Annotated in this window: 17 protein-coding genes and 1 riboswitch; of the genes, 8 read left to right on the forward strand and 9 right to left on the reverse strand. The window is 59.8% G+C overall.

The annotated features are described in order from the left end of the window. Positions 1-178: 178 nt before the first annotated feature. Entirely contained in the window at positions 179-586 is a 408-nt protein-coding gene (locus KFS80_RS13735; RefSeq protein WP_007913723.1) for an acyl-CoA thioesterase, read from the reverse strand. Between the two features lie 198 nt (positions 587-784). Next, a riboswitch (S-adenosyl-L-homocysteine riboswitch) is annotated at positions 785-884 on the forward strand. A gap of 23 nt (positions 885-907) precedes the next feature. On the opposite strand from KFS80_RS13735, the gene ahcY reads away from it, so the two are divergent. From ahcY to KFS80_RS13755, 4 genes are all read left to right on the forward strand, one after another. After that, positions 908-2,317 (forward strand): adenosylhomocysteinase, encoded by a 1,410-nt coding sequence (gene ahcY / locus KFS80_RS13740; protein WP_159811865.1) that lies wholly within the window; start codon positions 908-910, stop codon positions 2,315-2,317. Between the two features lie 173 nt (positions 2,318-2,490). After that, positions 2,491-3,336 (forward strand): methylenetetrahydrofolate reductase [NAD(P)H], encoded by an 846-nt coding sequence (gene metF, locus KFS80_RS13745; RefSeq protein ID WP_212545065.1) that lies wholly within the window; start codon positions 2,491-2,493, stop codon positions 3,334-3,336. A gap of 169 nt (positions 3,337-3,505) precedes the next feature. After that, positions 3,506-4,318, forward strand: a complete 813-nt coding sequence (locus KFS80_RS13750; RefSeq protein ID WP_212545066.1) for a substrate-binding periplasmic protein — start codon at positions 3,506-3,508, stop codon at positions 4,316-4,318. Between the two features lie 222 nt (positions 4,319-4,540). Beyond that, positions 4,541-6,421 carry an RNA helicase RhlE2 gene (locus tag KFS80_RS13755; RefSeq protein ID WP_053124657.1) on the forward strand — a complete coding sequence of 627 codons (1,881 nt, stop codon included), beginning with the start codon at positions 4,541-4,543 and terminating at the stop codon, positions 6,419-6,421. 250 nt (positions 6,422-6,671) lie between these two features. On the opposite strand, the gene KFS80_RS13760 is transcribed toward KFS80_RS13755, so the two are convergent. The 3 genes from KFS80_RS13760 to KFS80_RS13770 form a co-directional block, all read right to left on the reverse strand. Further along, the gene (locus KFS80_RS13760; protein ID WP_053124658.1) at positions 6,672-7,247 is read right to left on the reverse strand and encodes a YceI family protein; all 576 of its coding nucleotides are present in this window, start codon (positions 7,245-7,247) and stop codon (positions 6,672-6,674) included. 31 nt (positions 7,248-7,278) lie between these two features. Then, complete coding sequence (locus KFS80_RS13765; RefSeq protein ID WP_053124660.1) at positions 7,279-7,830, reverse strand: cytochrome b; 552 nt, start codon at positions 7,828-7,830, stop codon at positions 7,279-7,281. Between the two features lie 337 nt (positions 7,831-8,167). Continuing rightward, positions 8,168-9,931 (reverse strand): flavin monoamine oxidase family protein, encoded by a 1,764-nt coding sequence (locus KFS80_RS13770; RefSeq protein WP_212545067.1) that lies wholly within the window; start codon positions 9,929-9,931, stop codon positions 8,168-8,170. 222 nt (positions 9,932-10,153) lie between these two features. On the opposite strand from KFS80_RS13770, the gene KFS80_RS13775 reads away from it, so the two are divergent. Next, positions 10,154-11,560 carry an adenosylmethionine--8-amino-7-oxononanoate transaminase gene (locus tag KFS80_RS13775; protein WP_008083109.1) on the forward strand — a complete coding sequence of 469 codons (1,407 nt, stop codon included), beginning with the start codon at positions 10,154-10,156 and terminating at the stop codon, positions 11,558-11,560. A 209-nt stretch (positions 11,561-11,769) separates the two neighbouring features. Then, on the forward strand, positions 11,770-12,489 hold the full coding sequence (locus KFS80_RS13780; RefSeq protein ID WP_212545068.1) for a 16S rRNA (uracil(1498)-N(3))-methyltransferase: 720 nt from the start codon (positions 11,770-11,772) through the stop codon (positions 12,487-12,489). Between the two features lie 121 nt (positions 12,490-12,610). Here KFS80_RS13780 and KFS80_RS13785 read toward each other — a convergent pair whose 3' ends face one another. Together KFS80_RS13785 and KFS80_RS13790 are read right to left on the reverse strand one after the other, a co-directional pair. Further along, positions 12,611-13,513: a transporter substrate-binding domain-containing protein gene (locus tag KFS80_RS13785; RefSeq protein ID WP_212545069.1), complete on the reverse strand. Its 903-nt coding sequence runs from the start codon at positions 13,511-13,513 to the stop codon at positions 12,611-12,613. Positions 13,514-13,564: 51 nt separating this feature from the next. Continuing rightward, complete coding sequence (locus tag KFS80_RS13790) at positions 13,565-14,806, reverse strand: D-amino acid dehydrogenase (protein WP_212545070.1); 1,242 nt, start codon at positions 14,804-14,806, stop codon at positions 13,565-13,567. A 108-nt stretch (positions 14,807-14,914) separates the two neighbouring features. Here KFS80_RS13790 and KFS80_RS13795 point away from each other — a divergent pair, with 108 nt between their 5' ends. Then, entirely contained in the window at positions 14,915-15,826 is a 912-nt protein-coding gene (locus KFS80_RS13795) for a LysR family transcriptional regulator (protein WP_053124671.1), read from the forward strand. Between the two features lie 102 nt (positions 15,827-15,928). Here KFS80_RS13795 and trhA read toward each other — a convergent pair whose 3' ends face one another. Beyond that, the gene (trhA, locus tag KFS80_RS13800) at positions 15,929-16,546 is read right to left on the reverse strand and encodes a PAQR family membrane homeostasis protein TrhA (protein ID WP_212545071.1); all 618 of its coding nucleotides are present in this window, start codon (positions 16,544-16,546) and stop codon (positions 15,929-15,931) included. 208 nt (positions 16,547-16,754) lie between these two features. Here trhA and KFS80_RS13805 point away from each other — a divergent pair, with 208 nt between their 5' ends. After that, positions 16,755-17,675, forward strand: a complete 921-nt coding sequence (locus tag KFS80_RS13805) for a LysR family transcriptional regulator (protein ID WP_053124675.1) — start codon at positions 16,755-16,757, stop codon at positions 17,673-17,675. A 114-nt stretch (positions 17,676-17,789) separates the two neighbouring features. Here the strand turns inward: KFS80_RS13805 and madM are convergent, their stop codons facing one another. Together madM and madL are read right to left on the reverse strand one after the other, a co-directional pair. Continuing rightward, positions 17,790-18,554 carry a malonate transporter subunit MadM gene (madM, locus tag KFS80_RS13810; protein WP_053124677.1) on the reverse strand — a complete coding sequence of 255 codons (765 nt, stop codon included), beginning with the start codon at positions 18,552-18,554 and terminating at the stop codon, positions 17,790-17,792. Position 18,555: 1 nt separating this feature from the next. After that, positions 18,556-18,972: a malonate transporter subunit MadL gene (gene madL / locus KFS80_RS13815; protein ID WP_053124679.1), complete on the reverse strand. Its 417-nt coding sequence runs from the start codon at positions 18,970-18,972 to the stop codon at positions 18,556-18,558. Positions 18,973-19,014: the final 42 nt, after the last annotated feature.

Here is a 19,014-nt window from a genome sequence, read left to right on the forward strand (position 1 = left end):
GGAACCGTGGGGGTGGTGTTTAGCTACGACCCTCGCGGCTTGGAATACGTTCTGTAGGTGCCACGCAAATCCTGCGTCGGACATGTAGGAGCTGCCGAAGGCTGCGATCTTTTGATTTTGATTTTTTAGAAACAAGATCAAAAGATCGCAGCCTGCGGCAGCTCCTACGGGGCTCGCATTACTCGCTGACTAACTCATCTTCCTGAAACTGGTCTTTCACATATTTGATTTCAGTGCGGCCGTGCGGTGCCGGCAAGCCGTCTTCGCCGAGGTTCACGAAAACCATCTTCTCAACGGTGAGAATGCTCTTGCGGGTGATCTTGTTGCGCACTTCGCAGGTCAGGGTGATCGAAGTGCGACCGAACTCGGTGGCGGTGATGCCCAGTTCGATGATGTCGCCCTGACGCGAGGCGCTGACGAAGTTGATTTCGGAAATGTACTTGGTCACCACGCGCTGATTGCCCAACTGCACGATCGCGTAAATCGCCGCTTCTTCGTCGATCCAGCGCAACAGGCTGCCACCGAACAGGGTGCCGTTGGGGTTGAGGTCTTCGGGTTTTACCCATTTGCGGGTGTGGAAATTCATCTTCACTCCTGAGTGTCTTGCCGAACGATGGGCGGTATCTTGGCAGACTGAGCGGTCATGCTCCATGCGGCTTCGACTATGGTCGCCATTAGCGATCTTCATTTGGCCGACAGAAACCCTTTGGAAGATCAGTCTAGACGGCTATAATCGCCACCGTTTCAAAACGGTCATCTTCAATTGATACCGTTTTCCCGCCACCTGTCCGAGGGGCGCTGCAGCAGGTTCAACCTGTCAGGCTCGGATGGGGCGTTGACCGGCCTGACGCTGGACACTAAACGCACAACGGCGCCCATTCGCATACATTACGAATGGAGGCTCTTCATGAGCGCTGTTATCACGCCTGCAGATTTTAACGATTACAAAGTTGCCGACATGTCCCTGGCTGCCTGGGGCCGTCGCGAAACCATCATCGCCGAATCGGAAATGCCGGCTCTGATGGGTCTGCGTCGCAAGTACTCCGGCGAACAGCCGTTGAAAGGCGCCAAGATCCTCGGCTGCATCCACATGACCATTCAGACTGCCGTGCTGATCGAAACCCTGGTTGCCCTGGGTGCCGAAGTACGCTGGTCGTCGTGCAACATTTTCTCGACTCAGGATCAGGCTGCTGCCGCTATCGCTGCTGCCGGCATCCCGGTTTTCGCCTGGAAAGGCGAAACTGAAGAAGAGTACGAGTGGTGCCTGGAACAAACCATCCTCAAGGATGGCGCGCCATGGGACGCCAACATGATCCTCGACGACGGCGGCGACCTGACTCAGCTGCTGCACGACAAGTACCCACAAGTACTGGATCGCGTACACGGCGTGACCGAAGAAACCACCACCGGCGTACACCGTCTGCTGGACATGCTGGCCAAGGGCGAACTGCGCATCCCGGCCATCAACGTCAACGACTCGGTAACCAAGTCCAAGAACGACAACAAGTACGGCTGCCGTCACAGCCTGAACGACGCGATCAAGCGTGGTACTGACCACCTGCTGTCCGGCAAGCAAGCGCTGGTCATCGGTTACGGTGACGTGGGCAAGGGCTCCGCGCAGTCCCTGCGTCAGGAAGGCATGATCGTCAAGGTTTCCGAAGTTGACCCGATCTGCGCCATGCAAGCGTGCATGGACGGTTTCGAACTGGTGTCGCCGTTCATCGACGGTATCAACGACGGTTCCGAAGCCAGCATCGACAAAGCACTGCTGGGCAAGATCGACCTGATCGTGACCACCACCGGTAACGTCAATGTCTGCGACTCGAACATGCTCAAAGCTCTGAAGAAACGCGCCGTTGTCTGCAACATCGGTCACTTCGACAACGAAATCGACACCGCTTTCATGCGCAAGAACTGGGCATGGGAAGAAGTGAAGCCACAGGTACACAAGATTCACCGTACCGGCCCGGGCGCTTTCGACGCGCAGAACGACGACTACCTGATCCTGCTGGCCGAAGGCCGTCTGGTGAACCTGGGTAACGCCACTGGCCACCCAAGCCGCATCATGGACGGTTCGTTCGCCAACCAGGTTCTGGCGCAGATCTTCCTGTTCGACCAGAAGTACGCCGACCTGTCGCCAGCCCAGAAAGCCGAGCGTCTGACCGTTGAAGTACTGCCGAAGAAACTCGACGAAGAAGTGGCCCTGGAAATGGTTCGCGGCTTCGGCGGCGTGGTCACCCAACTGACCAAGCAACAGGCTGACTACATCGGCGTGACCGTCGAAGGCCCGTTCAAGCCGCACGCTTACCGCTACTGATTGGCTGAGCGTCGACGCGGTGTGCCTGGCGCACCGCGTTGCCTGACTGGCGCTGCTGACCGCTCTGTGTAGGAGCTGCCGCAGGCTGCGATCTTTTGATCTGCAAAGATCGCAGCCTGCGGCAGCTCCTACAGGGTGCAGCGTCCGGCTTACGTGTTTTCAAGGTAATGACCATGTCCCAAGACCGTCGCTACAGCTTCGAGTTCTTCCCGACCAAGACCGATGCTGGGCATGAAAAACTGCTCGCCACTGCTCATCAGTTGGCCACTTACAACCCTGATTTCTTTTCCTGCACCTATGGCGCTGGTGGTTCGACCCGTGATCGCACCCTCAACACCGTTCTGCAACTGGAAAGCGAAGTCAAAGTACCGGCCGCACCGCACCTGTCGTGCGTCGGCGACAGCAAGGACGACCTGCGCGGCCTGCTGAACGAGTACAAGGCTGCCGGCATCAAGCGCATCGTTGCCCTGCGCGGTGACCTGCCGTCCGGCATGGGCATGACCAGCGGTGAGCTGCGTCACGCCAATGAACTGGTTGAATTCATTCGTGAAGAAACCGGCGATCATTTCCACATCGAAGTCGCCGCTTACCCGGAGATGCATCCGCAAGCGCGCAACTACGAAGACGATCTGGCCAACTTCGTGCGCAAAGCCAAGGCTGGCGCCGACAGCGCGATCACCCAGTACTTCTTCAACGCCGACAGCTACTTCTACTTTGTCGACCGTTTGCAGGCACAGGGTGTGGATCTGCCGATCGTCCCGGGGATCATGCCGATCACCAACTACAGCAAACTCGCACGCTTCTCCGATGCCTGCGGTGCGGAAATCCCGCGCTGGATCCGCAAGCAACTGGAAGCCTACGGCGATGACACGCAAAGCATTCAGCGCTTTGGTGAGCAAGTCGTCAGCGAGATGTGCGAACGCCTGTTGCAGGGCGGCGCACCGGGGCTGCACTTCTATTCCATGAACCAGGCTGAACCGAGTCTGGCGATCTGGAATAACCTGAAGTTGCCGCGCTAAGTTTCAAAGAAAGATCAAAAGATCGCAGCCTTCGGCAGCTCCTACACAGGGTGATTAATACCAATGTAGGAGCTGCCGTGGGCTGCGATCTTTTGCTTTTAAACGCCCGAAACAGAGCTTCTGCTGCCACCTTCTGGCTCTTTCGCGTTTCTCGTCGTAATCTCAAGCCATGCCCTTGATCACACAGTTATTCGCCGTGCTGGTTTTTGCTTGCCTGAGCTTCGCTGCTCGAGGCGAGAAGTTGCGTATTGTCACCGAGCCGTGGGCGCCTTACGTCTACGAAGAGAACGGCAAAAACCTCGGGCTCGACTACGAAACTACCGCCATTGTCTTCAAACGACTGGGCATCGAAGTCGAATGGCAGTTCCTGCCATGGAAGCGTTGCCTGTCGATGCTCGAAACCGGTCAGGCCGACGGTGCGCTGGATATCTTTCACAGCGATGAGCGCGACGCCACCCTGCTCTACCCGAGCGAACCGTTGTCGGACGTCGAGTTCGTGATGTTCTACGCCAACGATCGACCGCACCCGTTCAGCACACTCGAAGAACTCAAAGGCCTGACAATCGGCACCTCGCCGGGCTATCTATATAGCCCCGACTTCAGCAATTCGACTCTGTTTACTCGCGAACCGGCACCGACCCACGAAGCCAATTTCGGCAAACTGGTGCGTGGTCGTATCGACTTGCTGATCACCGATCGCCGCGTCGGTCAGCACTTGCTCGATGAACTGGATATCCGCAATCAGATCACTGAAAACCCGACCGTAATTAGCCGCCAGAGCCAGTTTTTGGCAGTTCGGCGCAATGCCGGCATGGATTTACTGGTGCAGCGTTTCGGTGCCGAGCTCAAGCGTTTCAAGCGCGAACCGGCCTACGCCGAGCTAAGCGCGCGCTATGGCGCGGCCCCGTCCGATGTCGCGCCGCTGGGCAATGCCTCGGCCAGCCGCAAAACCGTTGAGCAGCAGGAAAGCAGCGCGCAGTGATTGCTCTGTTATACTCCGGCGTTCCCGCCAGGCTCACGCCCGGACGCCCGGAACCGTAAAAGGCCTCTCGACCCGCTACAGCGCAGCTTCCCAGCCCGCGCGAGCACTCCAGACGTGCCTTCGGAACCGCAGCAGGACCGGACGGGATTGCGTCCTCTTAAACGTGATTCGCGCCAGGCAAGACTCCCATTGGGCCAAGCCCTAACTAAAACAGGATTACTCATGTCCTTTGCTTCCCTCGGTCTCTCCGAGGCTTTAGTCCGCGCCATCGAAGATGCGGGCTATACCGAGCCTACTCCGGTGCAACAGCGGGCCATTCCCGCCGTGTTGCAAGGTCGCGACCTGATGGTGGCGGCTCAGACAGGTACCGGTAAAACCGGCGGTTTCGCCCTTCCGATCCTGGAGCGGTTGTTCCCCAACGGTCACCCGGACAAATCCCAGCGTCATGGCCCGCGCCAACCACGCGTACTGGTCCTGACCCCGACCCGCGAACTCGCGGCCCAGGTACACGAGAGCTTCAAGATCTACGCCCGTGACCTGAAATTCGTCAGCGCCTGCATCTTCGGCGGCGTCGGCATGAACCCACAGGTTCAGGCCATGTCCCGCGGTGTTGACGTGCTCGTTGCCTGCCCGGGTCGTTTGCTCGATCTGTGTGGCCAGGGCAGCGTTGACCTGTCCCACGTGGAAATCCTCGTCCTCGACGAAGCCGACCGCATGCTCGACATGGGCTTCGTGCACGACGTGAAGAAAGTCCTCGCGCGCCTGCCGTCCAAGCGTCAGAACCTGCTGTTCTCGGCGACGTTCTCCAAGGACATCACCGACCTCGCCGGCAAGCTGCTGCACAACCCGGAACGCATCGAAGTGACGCCGCCGAACACCACGGTCGAGCGCATCGAACAACGCGTCTTCCGTCTGCCGGCCAGCCACAAGCGTGCGCTGCTGGCGCACCTGATCACCGCCGGCGCGTGGGAACAGGTGCTGGTCTTCACTCGCACCAAGCACGGCGCCAACCGTCTGGCCGAATACCTGGACAAACACGGCCTGCCGGCTGTGGCGATCCACGGTAACAAGAGCCAGAACGCGCGCACCAAAGCGCTGGCCGACTTCAAGGCCAACCAGGTACGCATTCTGGTTGCGACCGACATCGCTGCTCGCGGTCTGGACATCGATCAGTTGCCACACGTGGTCAACTTCGAACTGCCGAACGTCGATGAAGATTACGTACACCGTATCGGCCGTACCGGCCGTGCCGGTCGTTCGGGCGAGGCGATTTCGCTGGTCGCACCGGACGAAGAAAAACTGCTGAAAAGCATCGAACGCATGACCAAGCAGAAAATCGCCGACGGCGACCTGATGGGCTTCGATTCGAGCACCATTGAAGCCGAGAAGCCGGAAGTGCGTGAGCGTCCGGACGTGCGTAACCCGCGCAATCCACGTGGCCCACGCGGCGACGGGCCGAATGGCGGCGGCGGTGGCGGCGGTCGTAAAGACAAAGGCAAAGACAAGGGCAAAGAGAAGCCGGCCGGTGAACGTGGCGAGCGCCCTGCCCGTCAGCAGAAACCGCGCGAAGGCACCCCGGCCCGTGAACAGCGTCCAAGCCAGCCGCCACGTGCGGCAGCTGATCGTGCGCCGGACGAGTTCCTCGATGACGATGTGGATAACTTCGGTAACCGCGTTGACTACGTGCCCAAGCCGGCTCCGGCTGGCGGTCGCGGCCGTCGTCCAGGCGCACCGGCTCAAGGTGCTGGCGCAGGTTCGGGCGCACCGCGTGGCGGTCAGCCACAAGGTCGCCAGAACGGCCCGCGCAACAGCAACGGTTCGAGCACTGGCACCCCACCGGCCAAACGCAGCGGCCCGCGCAACGGCGCACCGCGTGATGGTCAGCCGGCGCGTCGCGATGATGCTTCGTCCTCGCGCAACCGCCGTCCGGCCCGTGACGATCAGCCACGCAGCGAGCCAGCCGTGCAAAACCCGCGCAGCACTGGCCCGAAGATCATGCACAAGGAATCGAAAGCCGACCGCTTCCCGACGCCTGAGCAGCTCGATCAACTGCCAAGCCGCCCACGTGGCGAAAAACCAGCCTTGCTGACCCGCAATCGCTGAGTTAACGCTGCACTGAAAAATGCCCCGCCTCGCAAGAGCCGGGGCATTTTTTATGGACGACCCAAACCCGCTTTCTGTAGGAGCTGCCGAAGGCTCGGGCCGCGATCGGACGATCTTTTGATCTTCGAAAAACCAACATCAAAAGATCGCAGCCTTCGGCAGCTCCTACAGGGGGAATTGTGTTGTGACGGGCAATAAAAAACGCCCCCGGCCTTTCAACCGGGGGCGTTTTTGTGTGGCAGGGGGAAAGTTACTTAACTTTCACGCCTTCCAGCGAGATGTCCAGATCCGCAGTTTGCGAGGTAGGACCTGGGCCCTTGATCCCGAAATCGTTCAGGTTCAGGGTGGTGGTGGCGTTGAAGCCAGCACGCTCGCCGCCCCATGGATCCTTGCCTTCGCCATTGAACGTGGCCTTGAAGGTCACAGGCTTGGTCACGCCGTGCAGGGTCAGGTCGCCGGTCACGTCAGCGGTCTTTTCACCGGTCGATTTAACGGCGGTGGAGACGAACTTGGCATCAGCAAACTTGCCAACATCGAGGAAGTCTTTGCTGGCGATGTGCTTGTCACGCTCAGCGTGGTTCGACCACAGGCTGGCGGTTTTCACATCAACAGCGATCTTGCTGGCTTCAGGCTTGGCCGAATCCCACGAGAAGGTACCGTCGAAATCTTTGAAAGTACCGTGAATGAAGCTGTAACCCAGGTGGCTGATTTTCCAGTCAACGAAGGCGTGCTGGCCTTCCTTGTCGATTTTGTAGTCCGCTGCCATGGCCTGAGCCGAGAGCAGTGCAGAACCGATTGCCAGAGCGGCCAGAGTCTTTTTCAACATGCTTTCTTTTCCTTTGAGTCGAGGTTGAATTTCAGGCTTTGCGACCGAGCATTCGCGTCAGGGTCACATCACGATCGATAAAGTGGTGCTTCAAAGCTGCCAACGCATGGAGACCGGAAAAAATTACCAGTATCCACGCCAGCCACAGGTGAATCACCCCAGCGGTATCTGCCTGATCCGGTAGCCCGGAAAGCAGTGCAGGAACTTCAAACAGGCCAAACACCGGGATCCCGACACCGTCTGCGGTGGAAATCAGGTAACCGGCAATCATCACAGCGAACAGCGCGAGATACAGAAACCCGTGGCCGAATTTGGCGCCGAGACGGGTCATGCGGCTGTAGCTTTGCAGCGTCGGCGGCGGTGGGCTGATAAAGCGCCACAGCACCCGTAACACCATCACGGCCAGCAATACCAGGCCGATGCTCTTGTGCAGATCCGGCGCCTCTTTGCGCCAGCTGCTGTAGTAATCCAGCCCGACCATCCACAGACCCAGCGCAAACAATCCGAAGACCACCAGCGCCACGCCCCAGTGCATGAAGATGCTGACCCAACCGTAGCGCGAAGAAGAGTTACGTAGCTGCATTGCCCAAATCCTGTGAGAACTGCGAACCAAGACTAGCGAGTTATCTATCGAATTAAAGCGGAAAATTTCGCTTTGAAATATCGAGAAATACGATCAAGAGTCTGTAAGTGGCGTGTTAAGGAAAGATTAACGGGGAAAGTGTGGCGGGATGTTGTTGCCGCGCAATGGATTTGCGTTGTCTGAGCGGGCCCCTTCGCGAGCAGGCTCACTCCTACAGTTGGCCGTATTCCAACTGAAGAAATGCGATCCCCTGTAGGAGTGAGCCTGCTCGCGAAAGCGGTCTTTCAGGCAAAAAAAAGCGCGGCATAAACGCCGCGCTTTTCATTCACCGCAAGGCTTACTGCGCCTTGGTCTCGGTCGTTGCAGCAGGCTTGGCCGCTGGCTTCTTCGCCGGTTCAGCCTTCTTCGCTGCCGGTTTCGCCGCAGGCTTTTTCGCTTCGGTTTTAGCCGTTGGTTTCTTCGCCGCAGGCTTGGCCGTCGCTTTCTTCGCTGGCTCAGCCTTCACCGGGGTCGCTGGCTTCGGTGCTTCCACCGGAGCTGGCGCAACTGCCGGAGTCGGCGCAGGTGCTGGTGCGACCGGAGCAGGAGCCGGCTCTGGCGCCTTCACTGGCTCAGGCTTCTTCTCGTCATCCGAACCGCCAAACAGGTTGCTGAAGAAGTTGCCCTTCTTCGCCGCCACGGCACCCGCCGCCGCTGCTGCAGCCGGCACCACTTTCACCGGTTCAAAGGATTTGCCTGCCGCCAGATCTTCAACCTGACTGGCCGCACGCTGACCGGTGCGCAGTGCGCCTTCCAGCGTGCCCGGGTACAAGGTGTCGGTGTGTTCGCCAGCGAACGCTACGCGTTGCAGCGGACGTTCCCACAGGCGCCAGAACTTGCTGATCTGGCCCGGGCCGTAAGCCAGGTAAGCGCCGCCCATCGACGGGTCGGTGCTGTAGCGACGGATTTCATAACCGGTGAACGAGCCACGGGCCTGTGGATAAAACGCGTGCAAACGGATCAGCACCTGATCGACCATCTGCTTGTCGCCGAACGCCTGCATCACGCGGGCATTGTCGCCGGACAGGTTGATCACCACGTTGGCGCCGCCCTTCAGCGCAGGCTCGATCCAGAGCATGCCGAGACCGGTGTTGCTGTAGATCTCGCCGGACATGCGCGCCTTGGGTTCCCACACTGGAGTCTTGAACTTCAGCATGATCTGGTCGCGCCAGCCGTAGTTGGTGCCTTTGATCGCGGCCAGGTGCTGAGCATCCAGCGCCGGTGTCAGGGCAATCTTGTTCAGCGCACGCAGCGGCACGGCCAACACGACGTAGTCCGCCTGGTAGCCAACGCTGCCGACTTTGACGGTCACGCCGTCCTTGTCCTGAACGATCGCCGATACCGGCGAGTTGGTCTTGATGGTTTTGATCTGTTTGACGAACGCCTGCGCCAGCACCTGGCTGCCGCCGACCAGACGCGAAGCACGCAGGTCACGGTCGGAAACGCCGCGATAAACGCGGTTCTGCTGCGCGAAGTACAGCAGCGACAGACGCGAAGGTTCGTCGTAGTGAGTGCGGATGTCCTGGTTGATCAACTGACGCGCAGTGGTCGGCAGGTTCTGCCGGTCGAGCCAGCTCGCCACGGTGATCTGATCCAGCGCGTGCAGGGTGTTGGTCGCGGCCGGGTTCTGCGGATCATCGATCGAACGCGCCAGGTCATCGACGGTTTTCTCGTAACGCTTGATCGCTTCGGCGGTGGCCGGTTGCTTGGTTGCCAGATCAGCGGCGGAGAAATACTCGCCGTCGATCAGATAACTCGGCGTACGCACGAATTCCGGCGCCGGCGTGGTGCCCAGCTTGAACGTCGACACGTACTTGTTCAGCACCGGCTGCGTCTTGTCGTTGCCGATCCACTCGCTGGTGGCCATGCCCGAGCGCCCGCCCATGCTCGGTTTGGCTTCCAGCAGCGTGACCTGCCAGCCCTTGTTTTGCAGTTCGTAAGCGGCGGTCAGGCCCGACAGGCCGCCGCCGATCACGATTGCAGTTTTATCCTTGGCCAGCGCCGTAACGCTGAACAGCCCCAACATCACCAGCGCACAGGCGCGCAGCCAACCGACAGACATTCAGCGAACTCCGGAAATACCACAGAAAAAAGCAGTTGTGCGGATCAGACGACCCAAAGAACCGCGAAGAATACGTTAGCCATCAAAACGCCGCCAGCGACGTCTATCGGCTCATACAAAGTAGCTCAATCGACACAATGGGTTGTTCCCGCGCGACGCATTGCATAGGCTTGCGCGATTGTTTGCCCGTGCCTGACGCGAGCCGCCTCGAGGAGACTGTAAATGGGCCTGAATAACCAGTGGATGCAACGCGACCTCGCGGTGTTGTGGCATCCCTGCACCCAGATGAAAGACCACGAACAGCTGCCGCTGATCCCGATCAAGCGCGGTGAAGGCGTCTGGCTCGAAGACTTCGAAGGCAAGCGTTACCTCGATGCGGTCAGCTCGTGGTGGGTCAACGTATTCGGCCACGCCAACCCGCGGATCAACCAGCGCATCAAGGATCAGGTCGATCAGCTGGAGCACGTGATTCTGGCCGGCTTCAGCCATCAACCGGTGATCGAGCTGTCCGAGCGACTGGTGAAGATGACGCCGGAAGGCCTGAACCGGGTGTTCTACGCCGATAACGGTTCGTCCTGCATCGAAGTCGCGCTGAAAATGAGCTTTCACTACTGGCTCAATCGCGGCCAACCGAACAAAAAGCGCTTCGTCACCCTGACCAATAGCTACCACGGCGAAACCATGGCAGCGATGGCGGTCGGCGACGTGCCGCTGTTCACCGAAACCTACAAAGCGCTGCTGATGGACACCATCAAAGTGCCGAGCCCGGATTGCTACGGCCGCCCCGAAGGCATGAGCTGGGAAGAACACTCGCGCAACATGTTTGCGGCCATGGAACAGACCCTGGCAGAGAATCATGACAGCGTCGCGGCAGTGATCGTCGAGCCGTTGATTCAGGGCGCTGGCGGCATGCGCATGTATCACCCGGTGTATCTCAAGTTGCTGCGTGAATCATGCGATCGCTACGGCGTGCATTTGATTCTCGACGAAATCGCCGTTGGTTTCGGTCGCACCGGGACGATGTTTGCCTGCGAGCAGGCCGGCATTCGCCCGGACTTCCTCTGCCTGTCGAAAGCCCTGACCGGAGGCTATCTGCCGCTGGCGGCGTGCCTGACCACCGATGAGGTCTACAGCGCGTTTTACGACGACTATCCAACCTTGCGCGCCTTCCTCCATTCGCACAGCTACACCGGCAACCCGCTGGCGTGCGCGGCGGCACTGGCGACGCTGGATATCTTCGAGCACGACAACGTCATCGAGAACAACAAGGCCCTGGCCCAGCGTATGGCCTCGGCCACGGCGCATCTGGTCGATCACCCGAACGTCTCCGAAGTGCGCCAGACCGGCATGGTGCTGGCCATCGAGATGGTCAAGGATAAAGCCACCAAAGAGGCCTACCCTTGGCAGGAGCGTCGCGGTTTGAAGGTGTTCCAGCATGCGCTGGAACGCGGCGCGTTGCTGCGTCCGCTGGGCAGCGTGGTGTATTTCCTGCCGCCGTACGTGATCACCCCGGAGCAGATCGACTTCCTCGCCGAAGTCGCCAGCGAAGGCATCGACATTGCTACGCGTGACAGCGTCAGCGTCGCCGTGCCAAAAGACTTCCACCCCGGCTTCCGCGATCCGGGTTGATTGCCATCTAAAGGTTTGAAAAGAACCCTGTGGCGAGGGGATTTATCCCCGTTCGGCTGCGCAGCAGTCGTGAAATCAGCACACCCGGTACTCCTGACTCACCGCGTGAGCAGATTTTGGGGCGGCTTCGCCACCCAACGGGGATAAATCCCCTCGCCACAAAAGCTCTTCACCACAGTGACTACGCGCCAATTTTTTAGAGACCCGAAATGAGACTGTCCCGCTTCTTTATCGACGCCCCCCTGAGCACCGGCGAACACGAATTGCCGGAGGCCCAGGCGCATTACATCAGCCGCGTGCTGCGCATGGCCGAGGGCGATGCGGTGCAGATGTTCGACGGTTCCGGTCATGAGTTTCGCGGCGCCCTGCTGGAAGTCGGCAAGAAACGCGTGACCGTGCAGATCAACGAGCAATTCGCCGGTCAGGTTGAATCGCCGCTGCACATCCACCTCGGCCAGGGCCTGTCCCGTGGCGAGCGCATGGATTGGGCGATTCAGAAAGCCACCGAGTTGGGCGTGAATGAAATCACGCCGATCTTCAGCGACCGCTGCGAAGTCCGCCTCAAGGACGAACGCGCCGACAAACGCCTGCTGCACTGGCGTCAGGTGGCGATCAGTGCGTGTGAACAATGTGGTCGTTCGCGAGTGCCGGTGATTCACCCGCCGGTGTTGTTGGCGGACTGGATCAAGCAGACCGAAGCCGAGTTGAAACTGGTGCTGCACCCGGTGGCGGAGCCGTTGGTGAGTCATGCGAAACCGGCGACGCTGGCGTTTCTGATCGGGCCTGAGGGCGGGTTGACGGATGCTGAGGTTGAGCAGGCCAAGGGCAACGGTTTCCATGCGGCCCGGCTTGGGCCTCGGGTGTTGCGCACCGAGACTGCGCCGGTGGTTGCATTGGCGGTGGCTCAACAACTTTGGGGTGATTTTTAGGCCCCCTTCGCGAGCAAGCCCGCTCCCACATGGGTACTTGGGTGGACACATATTTTGTGTTCACTGAAGATCCAATGTGGGAGCGGGCTTGCTCGCGAATGGCCGCACCTCGATCTGAAATTTACTGAACCGGATCACTCACCGGTTTGGCAATAATCGCCTTCAACTCGCTGGTCATCGGAAACTCCAGGTTCAACCCCTTCGGCGGAATCGGCTGTTCAAACCAGCGCTGATAAATCCCGTTGATCTCCCCCGAACGATACAGATCCGCCAACGCGCCATTCACCAGCGCCAGAAACTGCGGATCATCCTTGCGCACCATGCAGCTGTAGATTTCCCGCGACTGCTCCTCCCCCACCACCACCCAGTTATGCGGATCGCGCGCCTTGGCCCGCTCGCCGTAAAGCAGCGCGTCGTCCATATAGAACGCCGCTGCACGTCCCGACTCGAGCATCTGGAACGCCTCACCATGATCCTTGGCGCTGATCACTGACATGTCGAGTTTGTGATCGTGGTTGTAGCTCTTCAGGTAGCGCTCGTTGGTCGTGCCCGCCGTGGTCACCACGTTCTTGCCGCGCAGGTCGTCGAAGCTTTTGATGCCGCTGTCCTTGGCCGTCAGCAACTGACCTTTGACGTAGATGAACCCATAGGAAAACGACACCTGTTTCTGCCGCTCGGCGGTGACGCCGGTGGAGCCGCACTCAAGGTCGACCGTGCCGTTCTGCACCAGCGGAATCCGCGTCTGCGAAGTGACGAGGTTGTAATTCACTTTCAAATCCGGCCGCGCCAGTTGCTGCTGAATGCGCTCGACAATCTTGCCCGCCAGATCCACCGAATAACCCATCGGTTTGCCGGTGTTGTCGCCCACGTAAGAGAACGGCACCGAGGCGTCGCGATAGCCCAGGGTGATGCTGTTGGCGCTGGCGATCTTGCCGAGCGTGCCGGTCAGCGGCGCCTCATTGGCGTGGGCCTGACTGCCGATCAGCAGTCCCAACGTACAGGCAAGCAACGTGATTTTTTGCATTGTTATTCTCCGTTGTCGGTGTGGTTGTTTGAACGGTAAAGCGTTGATCAATCAAGCCGCACGGGGATTGAAACCGTGCAGATCAATCGACGTGTGTTGTTGGCCGATCAGCTCGCTGAGCAACTGTGCGCTGCCGCACGCGAGGGTAAAACCGAGCGCACCGTGACCGAGATTCAGCCATAGATTGCGATAGGCCGTGGCGCCCAAAAGAGGCACACCGGTTGGCGTCGCCGGGCGCATACCAGCCCACTCGACAGCGGCGTCGTAGTTTCCGGCCTCGGGAAAAGTGTCGCGGGCCTGACGCTTGATCAGCGCCAATCGCTGCGGATCGACCGCCGGATCGAAGCCGACAATATCCACCATCGCCGCCACGCGCAGTTGTTCGCCGATGCGCGCGTAAACGATTTTGCGGTCGTAGTCGGTGATGCTCACGTCGGGCGCGTGGTGCTCGCTGCCGATTGGCACGGTCAAGCTGTAGCCCTTCAGCGGATACAGCGGCAAACGCAAACCGGGCAGCGCCAGCAATGAACTGCGATGGCCGGCGGCGATCACCAGTTGCTCGACGGGCAGCGTTTCATCGCCTAATTCGATGGCGGTAACCGCGCCGTTACTGTGCCGAATCGCGGTCACTGGTTGGCCGAGGCGAAACTCGCAACGCCCGGACGCCTTCAATCGCGCCGCCAGTTGCTGACAGAAACCGTGGCAATCGCCGACCTCTTCGTCTGGCGTATAGATCGCACCCACGAACGGCGCATCGGCCAGCGCCGGTTCCAGTTGCGCGCACTCGCTGGCGGACATCACCTGCTGTTGCTGCGGATCGGCCAGGCCTTTGCGTGCATGCTCAAAGCTGCCGGCGTTGCGGAAGGTCACCAGTTTGCCGTTGCGCCGCCAGTTGAATCCGTCCAGCCCATCGTCCTCGCGCCAGCGCTTCAGCGTGCTCTGACTGAACAGCGCCAAACGCAGCAGATGCGCGGCATTTTCTCGGTTGACCGAGGTGCGGCAGGCGGCGAGAAACGCCGCCATCCAGCGCCACTGCGCAGGATCCAGACGCGGACGCAGCTTGAGCGGTGAGTCGCCGCGCAGCATCCAGCCAATCGCCTGCACCGGCACGCCGGCATCGGCCAGCGGCGCGACGTAGCGATAGGACAACTGGCCGCCGTTGGCAAAACTGGTCTCGCTGCCGAGGGAATCCCGCGCCTCGATCACCGTCACCTCAAAACCGTCGCGCACCAGCGCATACGCCGTTGCCAGGCCGATCACGCCGCCGCCGATGATGCACACACGCTGAGCCATTGCTGCCTCTGAATCCTGCTAAAGACGGATCCGAGGTTAGAGCCAGGTGACAGCCGCCGGACAATGAATAAAGATGCCTGAACCATAAACAAAGGTTATGGACTCGCCATGCGTCTACGTCACATCGAGATTTTCCAGGCCATTCGCCAGACCGGCTCGGTCAGCGGCGCCGCGCAGTTGCTGCACGTCTCGCAACCGGCGGTGAGCAAAGTGTTGCAGCACGCCGAGCAGCAACTGGGGTTTCCGTTGTTTCTGCGCGTGCGTGGCAAGTTGCAGGCGACCCCGGAAGCGCTGGAGCTGGAGCGCGAAGTCGACAAGGTCACGGAAAGCCTGCAAGGCGTGCGGCGTCTGGCGCAGAGTCTGCGTCGCGAGCCGGGACACAGTTTGCGCATCGGCGCGACGCCGGCGCTGGCCTTGTCGCTGCTGCCGCCGGCAATTCATCAGTGGACAACGCGTTACCCGGACATCGCCTGCGAACTGTCCAGCGCGCACAGCCGTGAGCTGATGCAGAATTTGTTGATGCGTGAAGTGGATGTTGCGCTGACGTTGCAGTTGCCCGATCACCCGGGTCTGAAGGCGCAAGCGCTGGCTTCAGGGGTGTTGGTGGCGTTGGCGCCGAAGGATTTCTGGCCGGTTGAAGAGGCAGGAAAACCGTTGCCGTTGATGGCGCTGGCGGGGGCGTCGTTGATTGGTTTGTCGAGTGCCGATCCGTTGGCGGCGCGGCTCGACAGTTACCTGGAAGCGGTCGAACCGCCGCCGTTGGTGCGGATTGCCGTGCAGACGTATTCACTGGCGCGGGCGATGGTGGAATCGGGCGCGGGGGTGGCGGTGATTGATCCGTTTACTGCGCTGGGCGCGTCATCGGCAACTACCACGATTCGCCCGCTGGCCCCGCCGCTGCCGATCACCCTGTACGCCGTGACCCGCGCCAGCGAACCACCGCCGCATACCCTCAACGATCTGCTGAAAATCTTCAGCGATCGTGCGCAAAAGCAACTGGATGAACTCGTTCCCCTGTAGGAGTGAGCCTGCTCGCGATGGCGGTGGATCAGCCAAAAACTCTGTCGCCTGACCTGACGCTATCGCGAGCAGGCTCACTCCTACAGGGGGATGGTGGCGTGCCTAAAGGACATAAAACATAATCGCCACAAAGTGCAGCAGACTCCCGGCGATCACGAACAAATGCCAGATCCCGTGCGCATGCCGCAAGCGATGATCAAGGGCAAAAAAGATAATCCCCACCGTGTACAAAACCCCGCCCGACGCCAGCCAGGCAAACCCGGTCGTGCCCAGCGCCGCAATCAAAGGCTTCACCGCTACCAACACAATCCAGCCCATCACCGCGTAAATCACGATCGACAGAATCCGCGCCTCCGAACGCGGTTTGATCTCTTGCAGAATACCAATCAGCGCCAGCCCCCAGATAATCCCGAACAACGTCCAGCCCCACGGCCCGCGCAGGGTTACCAGGCAGAATGGCGTGTAGCTGCCGGCGATCAACAGATAGATCGAAAAGTGATCGACCTTCTTCATGATCGCTTTCTTGCGCCGGCGCACGCTGTGGTACACGGTCGAGGCGCTGTAGAGCACCAGCAAGGTGAACGCATAAATCGCCACACTGACAATCTTCCACGGGCTGCCGTCGAGGCAGGCGATCACCAACATCCACACGCCACCAATAAATGCTGCCACCGCCCCGACCAGATGGGTCCAGGCGTTCAATCGTTCTCCGTGATACATGTATTGCTCACCTCACATTCATTACCGCAGCGCGCAAGGCTCGGGCCTTGAGCGTAAAAGCGCAATGTTTCTGTTCAAAGCCAAGATCAAAAGATCGCAGCCTTCGGCAGCTCCTACAGGTGATCGCATTGCAATGTAGGAGCTGCCGAAGGCTGCGATCTTTTGATCTTCCGTGCACAATCGGCCGATACCAAAAAGAGTCCGCGCCATGCTGATCGACGAAGAGTTGACCCTGAAAAAACTCGAGGTGTTCCTCGCCTTCATGCGCACCGGCAACCTCGCCCGTGCTGCGGCCGAGCTGCAGACCAGCAACGTCAGCGTGCACCGCGCCATTCATTCGCTGGAAAGTGCCTTGCGCTGCCCGTTGTTCAAACACGAAGGCCGCAACCTGACGCCGCTGGAAAGCGCTTACGTCCTCGAAGAACGCGCACAGAAACTGATCAACGACGTCGTCGAAAGCGTGCGCCTGACCCGCGAAGCAGCCGGATTCTCCGCCGAACGTTTCAAACTCGGCTCCCTGTATTCGCTGACGGTAAAAACCGTACCGCAACTGATCATGGGCCTGAAGATCCGTCGCAGCGAACTCAACATCGACCTGATCCTCGGCTCGAACATCGACCTGCTCTACAAGCTGAAAAACATGGAAGTCGACGCGATTCTGGTGTCGCTGGACGACAGCATCAACGACCCGGACTGCGAGCAGATTGCGCTGTTCTCCGACGACATCTTCCTCGCCACCCCGGCGGATTCAAAGTTTGCTCAGCGCAGTGAAGTCGATCTGGCGGAAGTGCGTGATGAAACGTTCATCACCTTGACCCAGGGCTTTGCCACGCATCAGGACGGTAACCGGGTGTTCAAGCAGGCGGGGTTCGAGCCGAAAGTGGCAATGCAGGTGAATGACATTTTCACGCTGTTGAGCATGGTCAGTTCGGGGGTGGGTTATGCGTTGCTGCCGGGGCGGATTGCGGCGGTGTATGAGAACCGGGTGAAGCTGATTCCGTTGCAGGCGAAGTACCGGTTGCAGCAGCACATTGGGGTGGTGTTTTTGAAGGCCAAGGAGCGCGATCCGAATTTGCTGGCGTTGTTGGCGGAGTGTCGGATGTATGCGAATCGGCAGATCACCCCATGATCGTTCCCATGCTCCGCGTGGGAATGCCTCAATGGACGCTCCGCGTCCGCTTTGGGACGCAAAGCGTCCCGGGCTGCATTCCCACGCAGAGCGTGGGAACGATCAGTTAGAGGCTCAGCCCACAATCCCGCGAACAATGAAGAACAACAGCGATGGCCCCAGCAAGCACCCCAGCCCGGTATGGAACGTCGCCGTCAACGCGCCATAAGGCACCAACCGCCGATCCGTCGCCGCCAGCCCAGCAGTCACGCCGCTGACAGTCCCGGCCAGACCACCAAACACCATCGCCGAACGCGGGTTATCCAACCCCATCCAGCGCGCCGCCACCGGCGTACCGACCATCACCAGAATCGCCTTGATCAACCCGGTCGCAATCGACAACGCCATCACATCCGACGTCGCACCAATCGCCGCACCCGTCACCGGCCCGACAATATAAGTCACCGCGCCCGCACCAATGGTGGTCATGCTCACCGCATCACGATATCCAAATACCCAAGCCATACACGCGCCAACAATGAACGGCAGAATCGTGCCCAGCAACAACGCGACCACACCGATCAACCCGGCCTTTTTCGCCTCGGTCGCCTGCACTTCAAACGCTGTGGCCACAATCGCAAAATCACGCAGCATCGCCCCGCCCATCAGGCCGATGCCAGAGAACAACGTCAGGTCCGCCAGGCCTTTCTGCCCGCCAGTCATGGTGCCGCCAACCCACGCCAATACCAGCCCGATAACGATGGCAATCGCCGAGCCGTGAATGCGTCCGAACGTCAGGCGTTTGGAGAGCACCACCGACACCCACATGATCACGCCGACGAAGGCGAATGCAGTGACCAGACCGTTGTGTTCCAGACCTTTTTCGATGAGATCCCACATATCAGCGCCCCCCTACTGGCGTGCCGACCGGGGAGATTTCCAGCGGTTCGTCAGGCAACGGTTCACCTTTGTGGGTGCGGCTGATCAAGGCAATCGTGCAGCCGCAGACCACCACCGAACCAATCGCGGCCAGCACCGCCACCGTGCCGCCATGCAGCGCAGTGACGACGTTCTGTTGCGCGGCCATCGCCACCACCACCGGAATGTACATGGCGCCCCAGAAGCCGACGCCCATCTCGCAATCCTTGGTCATGCCGCCGCGTTTCTGCATCCACAACCGCGCGCAAATCAGCAGGATCATGGCGATGCCGACCCCGCCGACGTTGGATTTGACGCCCAACAACGCGCCGAGCATGTCACCCATGATCACCCCTGCCAGCGTACAGATCGCGAGCAGCGCCACACCGTAAATAATCATTGTTGTAGTCCTCAAAGTGCATCGTCGAATGTTGTTTTTGTT

Origin of the sequence: Pseudomonas rustica (genome assembly GCF_018336155.1) — a bacterium.
GTDB lineage: Bacteria > Pseudomonadota > Gammaproteobacteria > Pseudomonadales > Pseudomonadaceae > Aquipseudomonas > Aquipseudomonas rustica.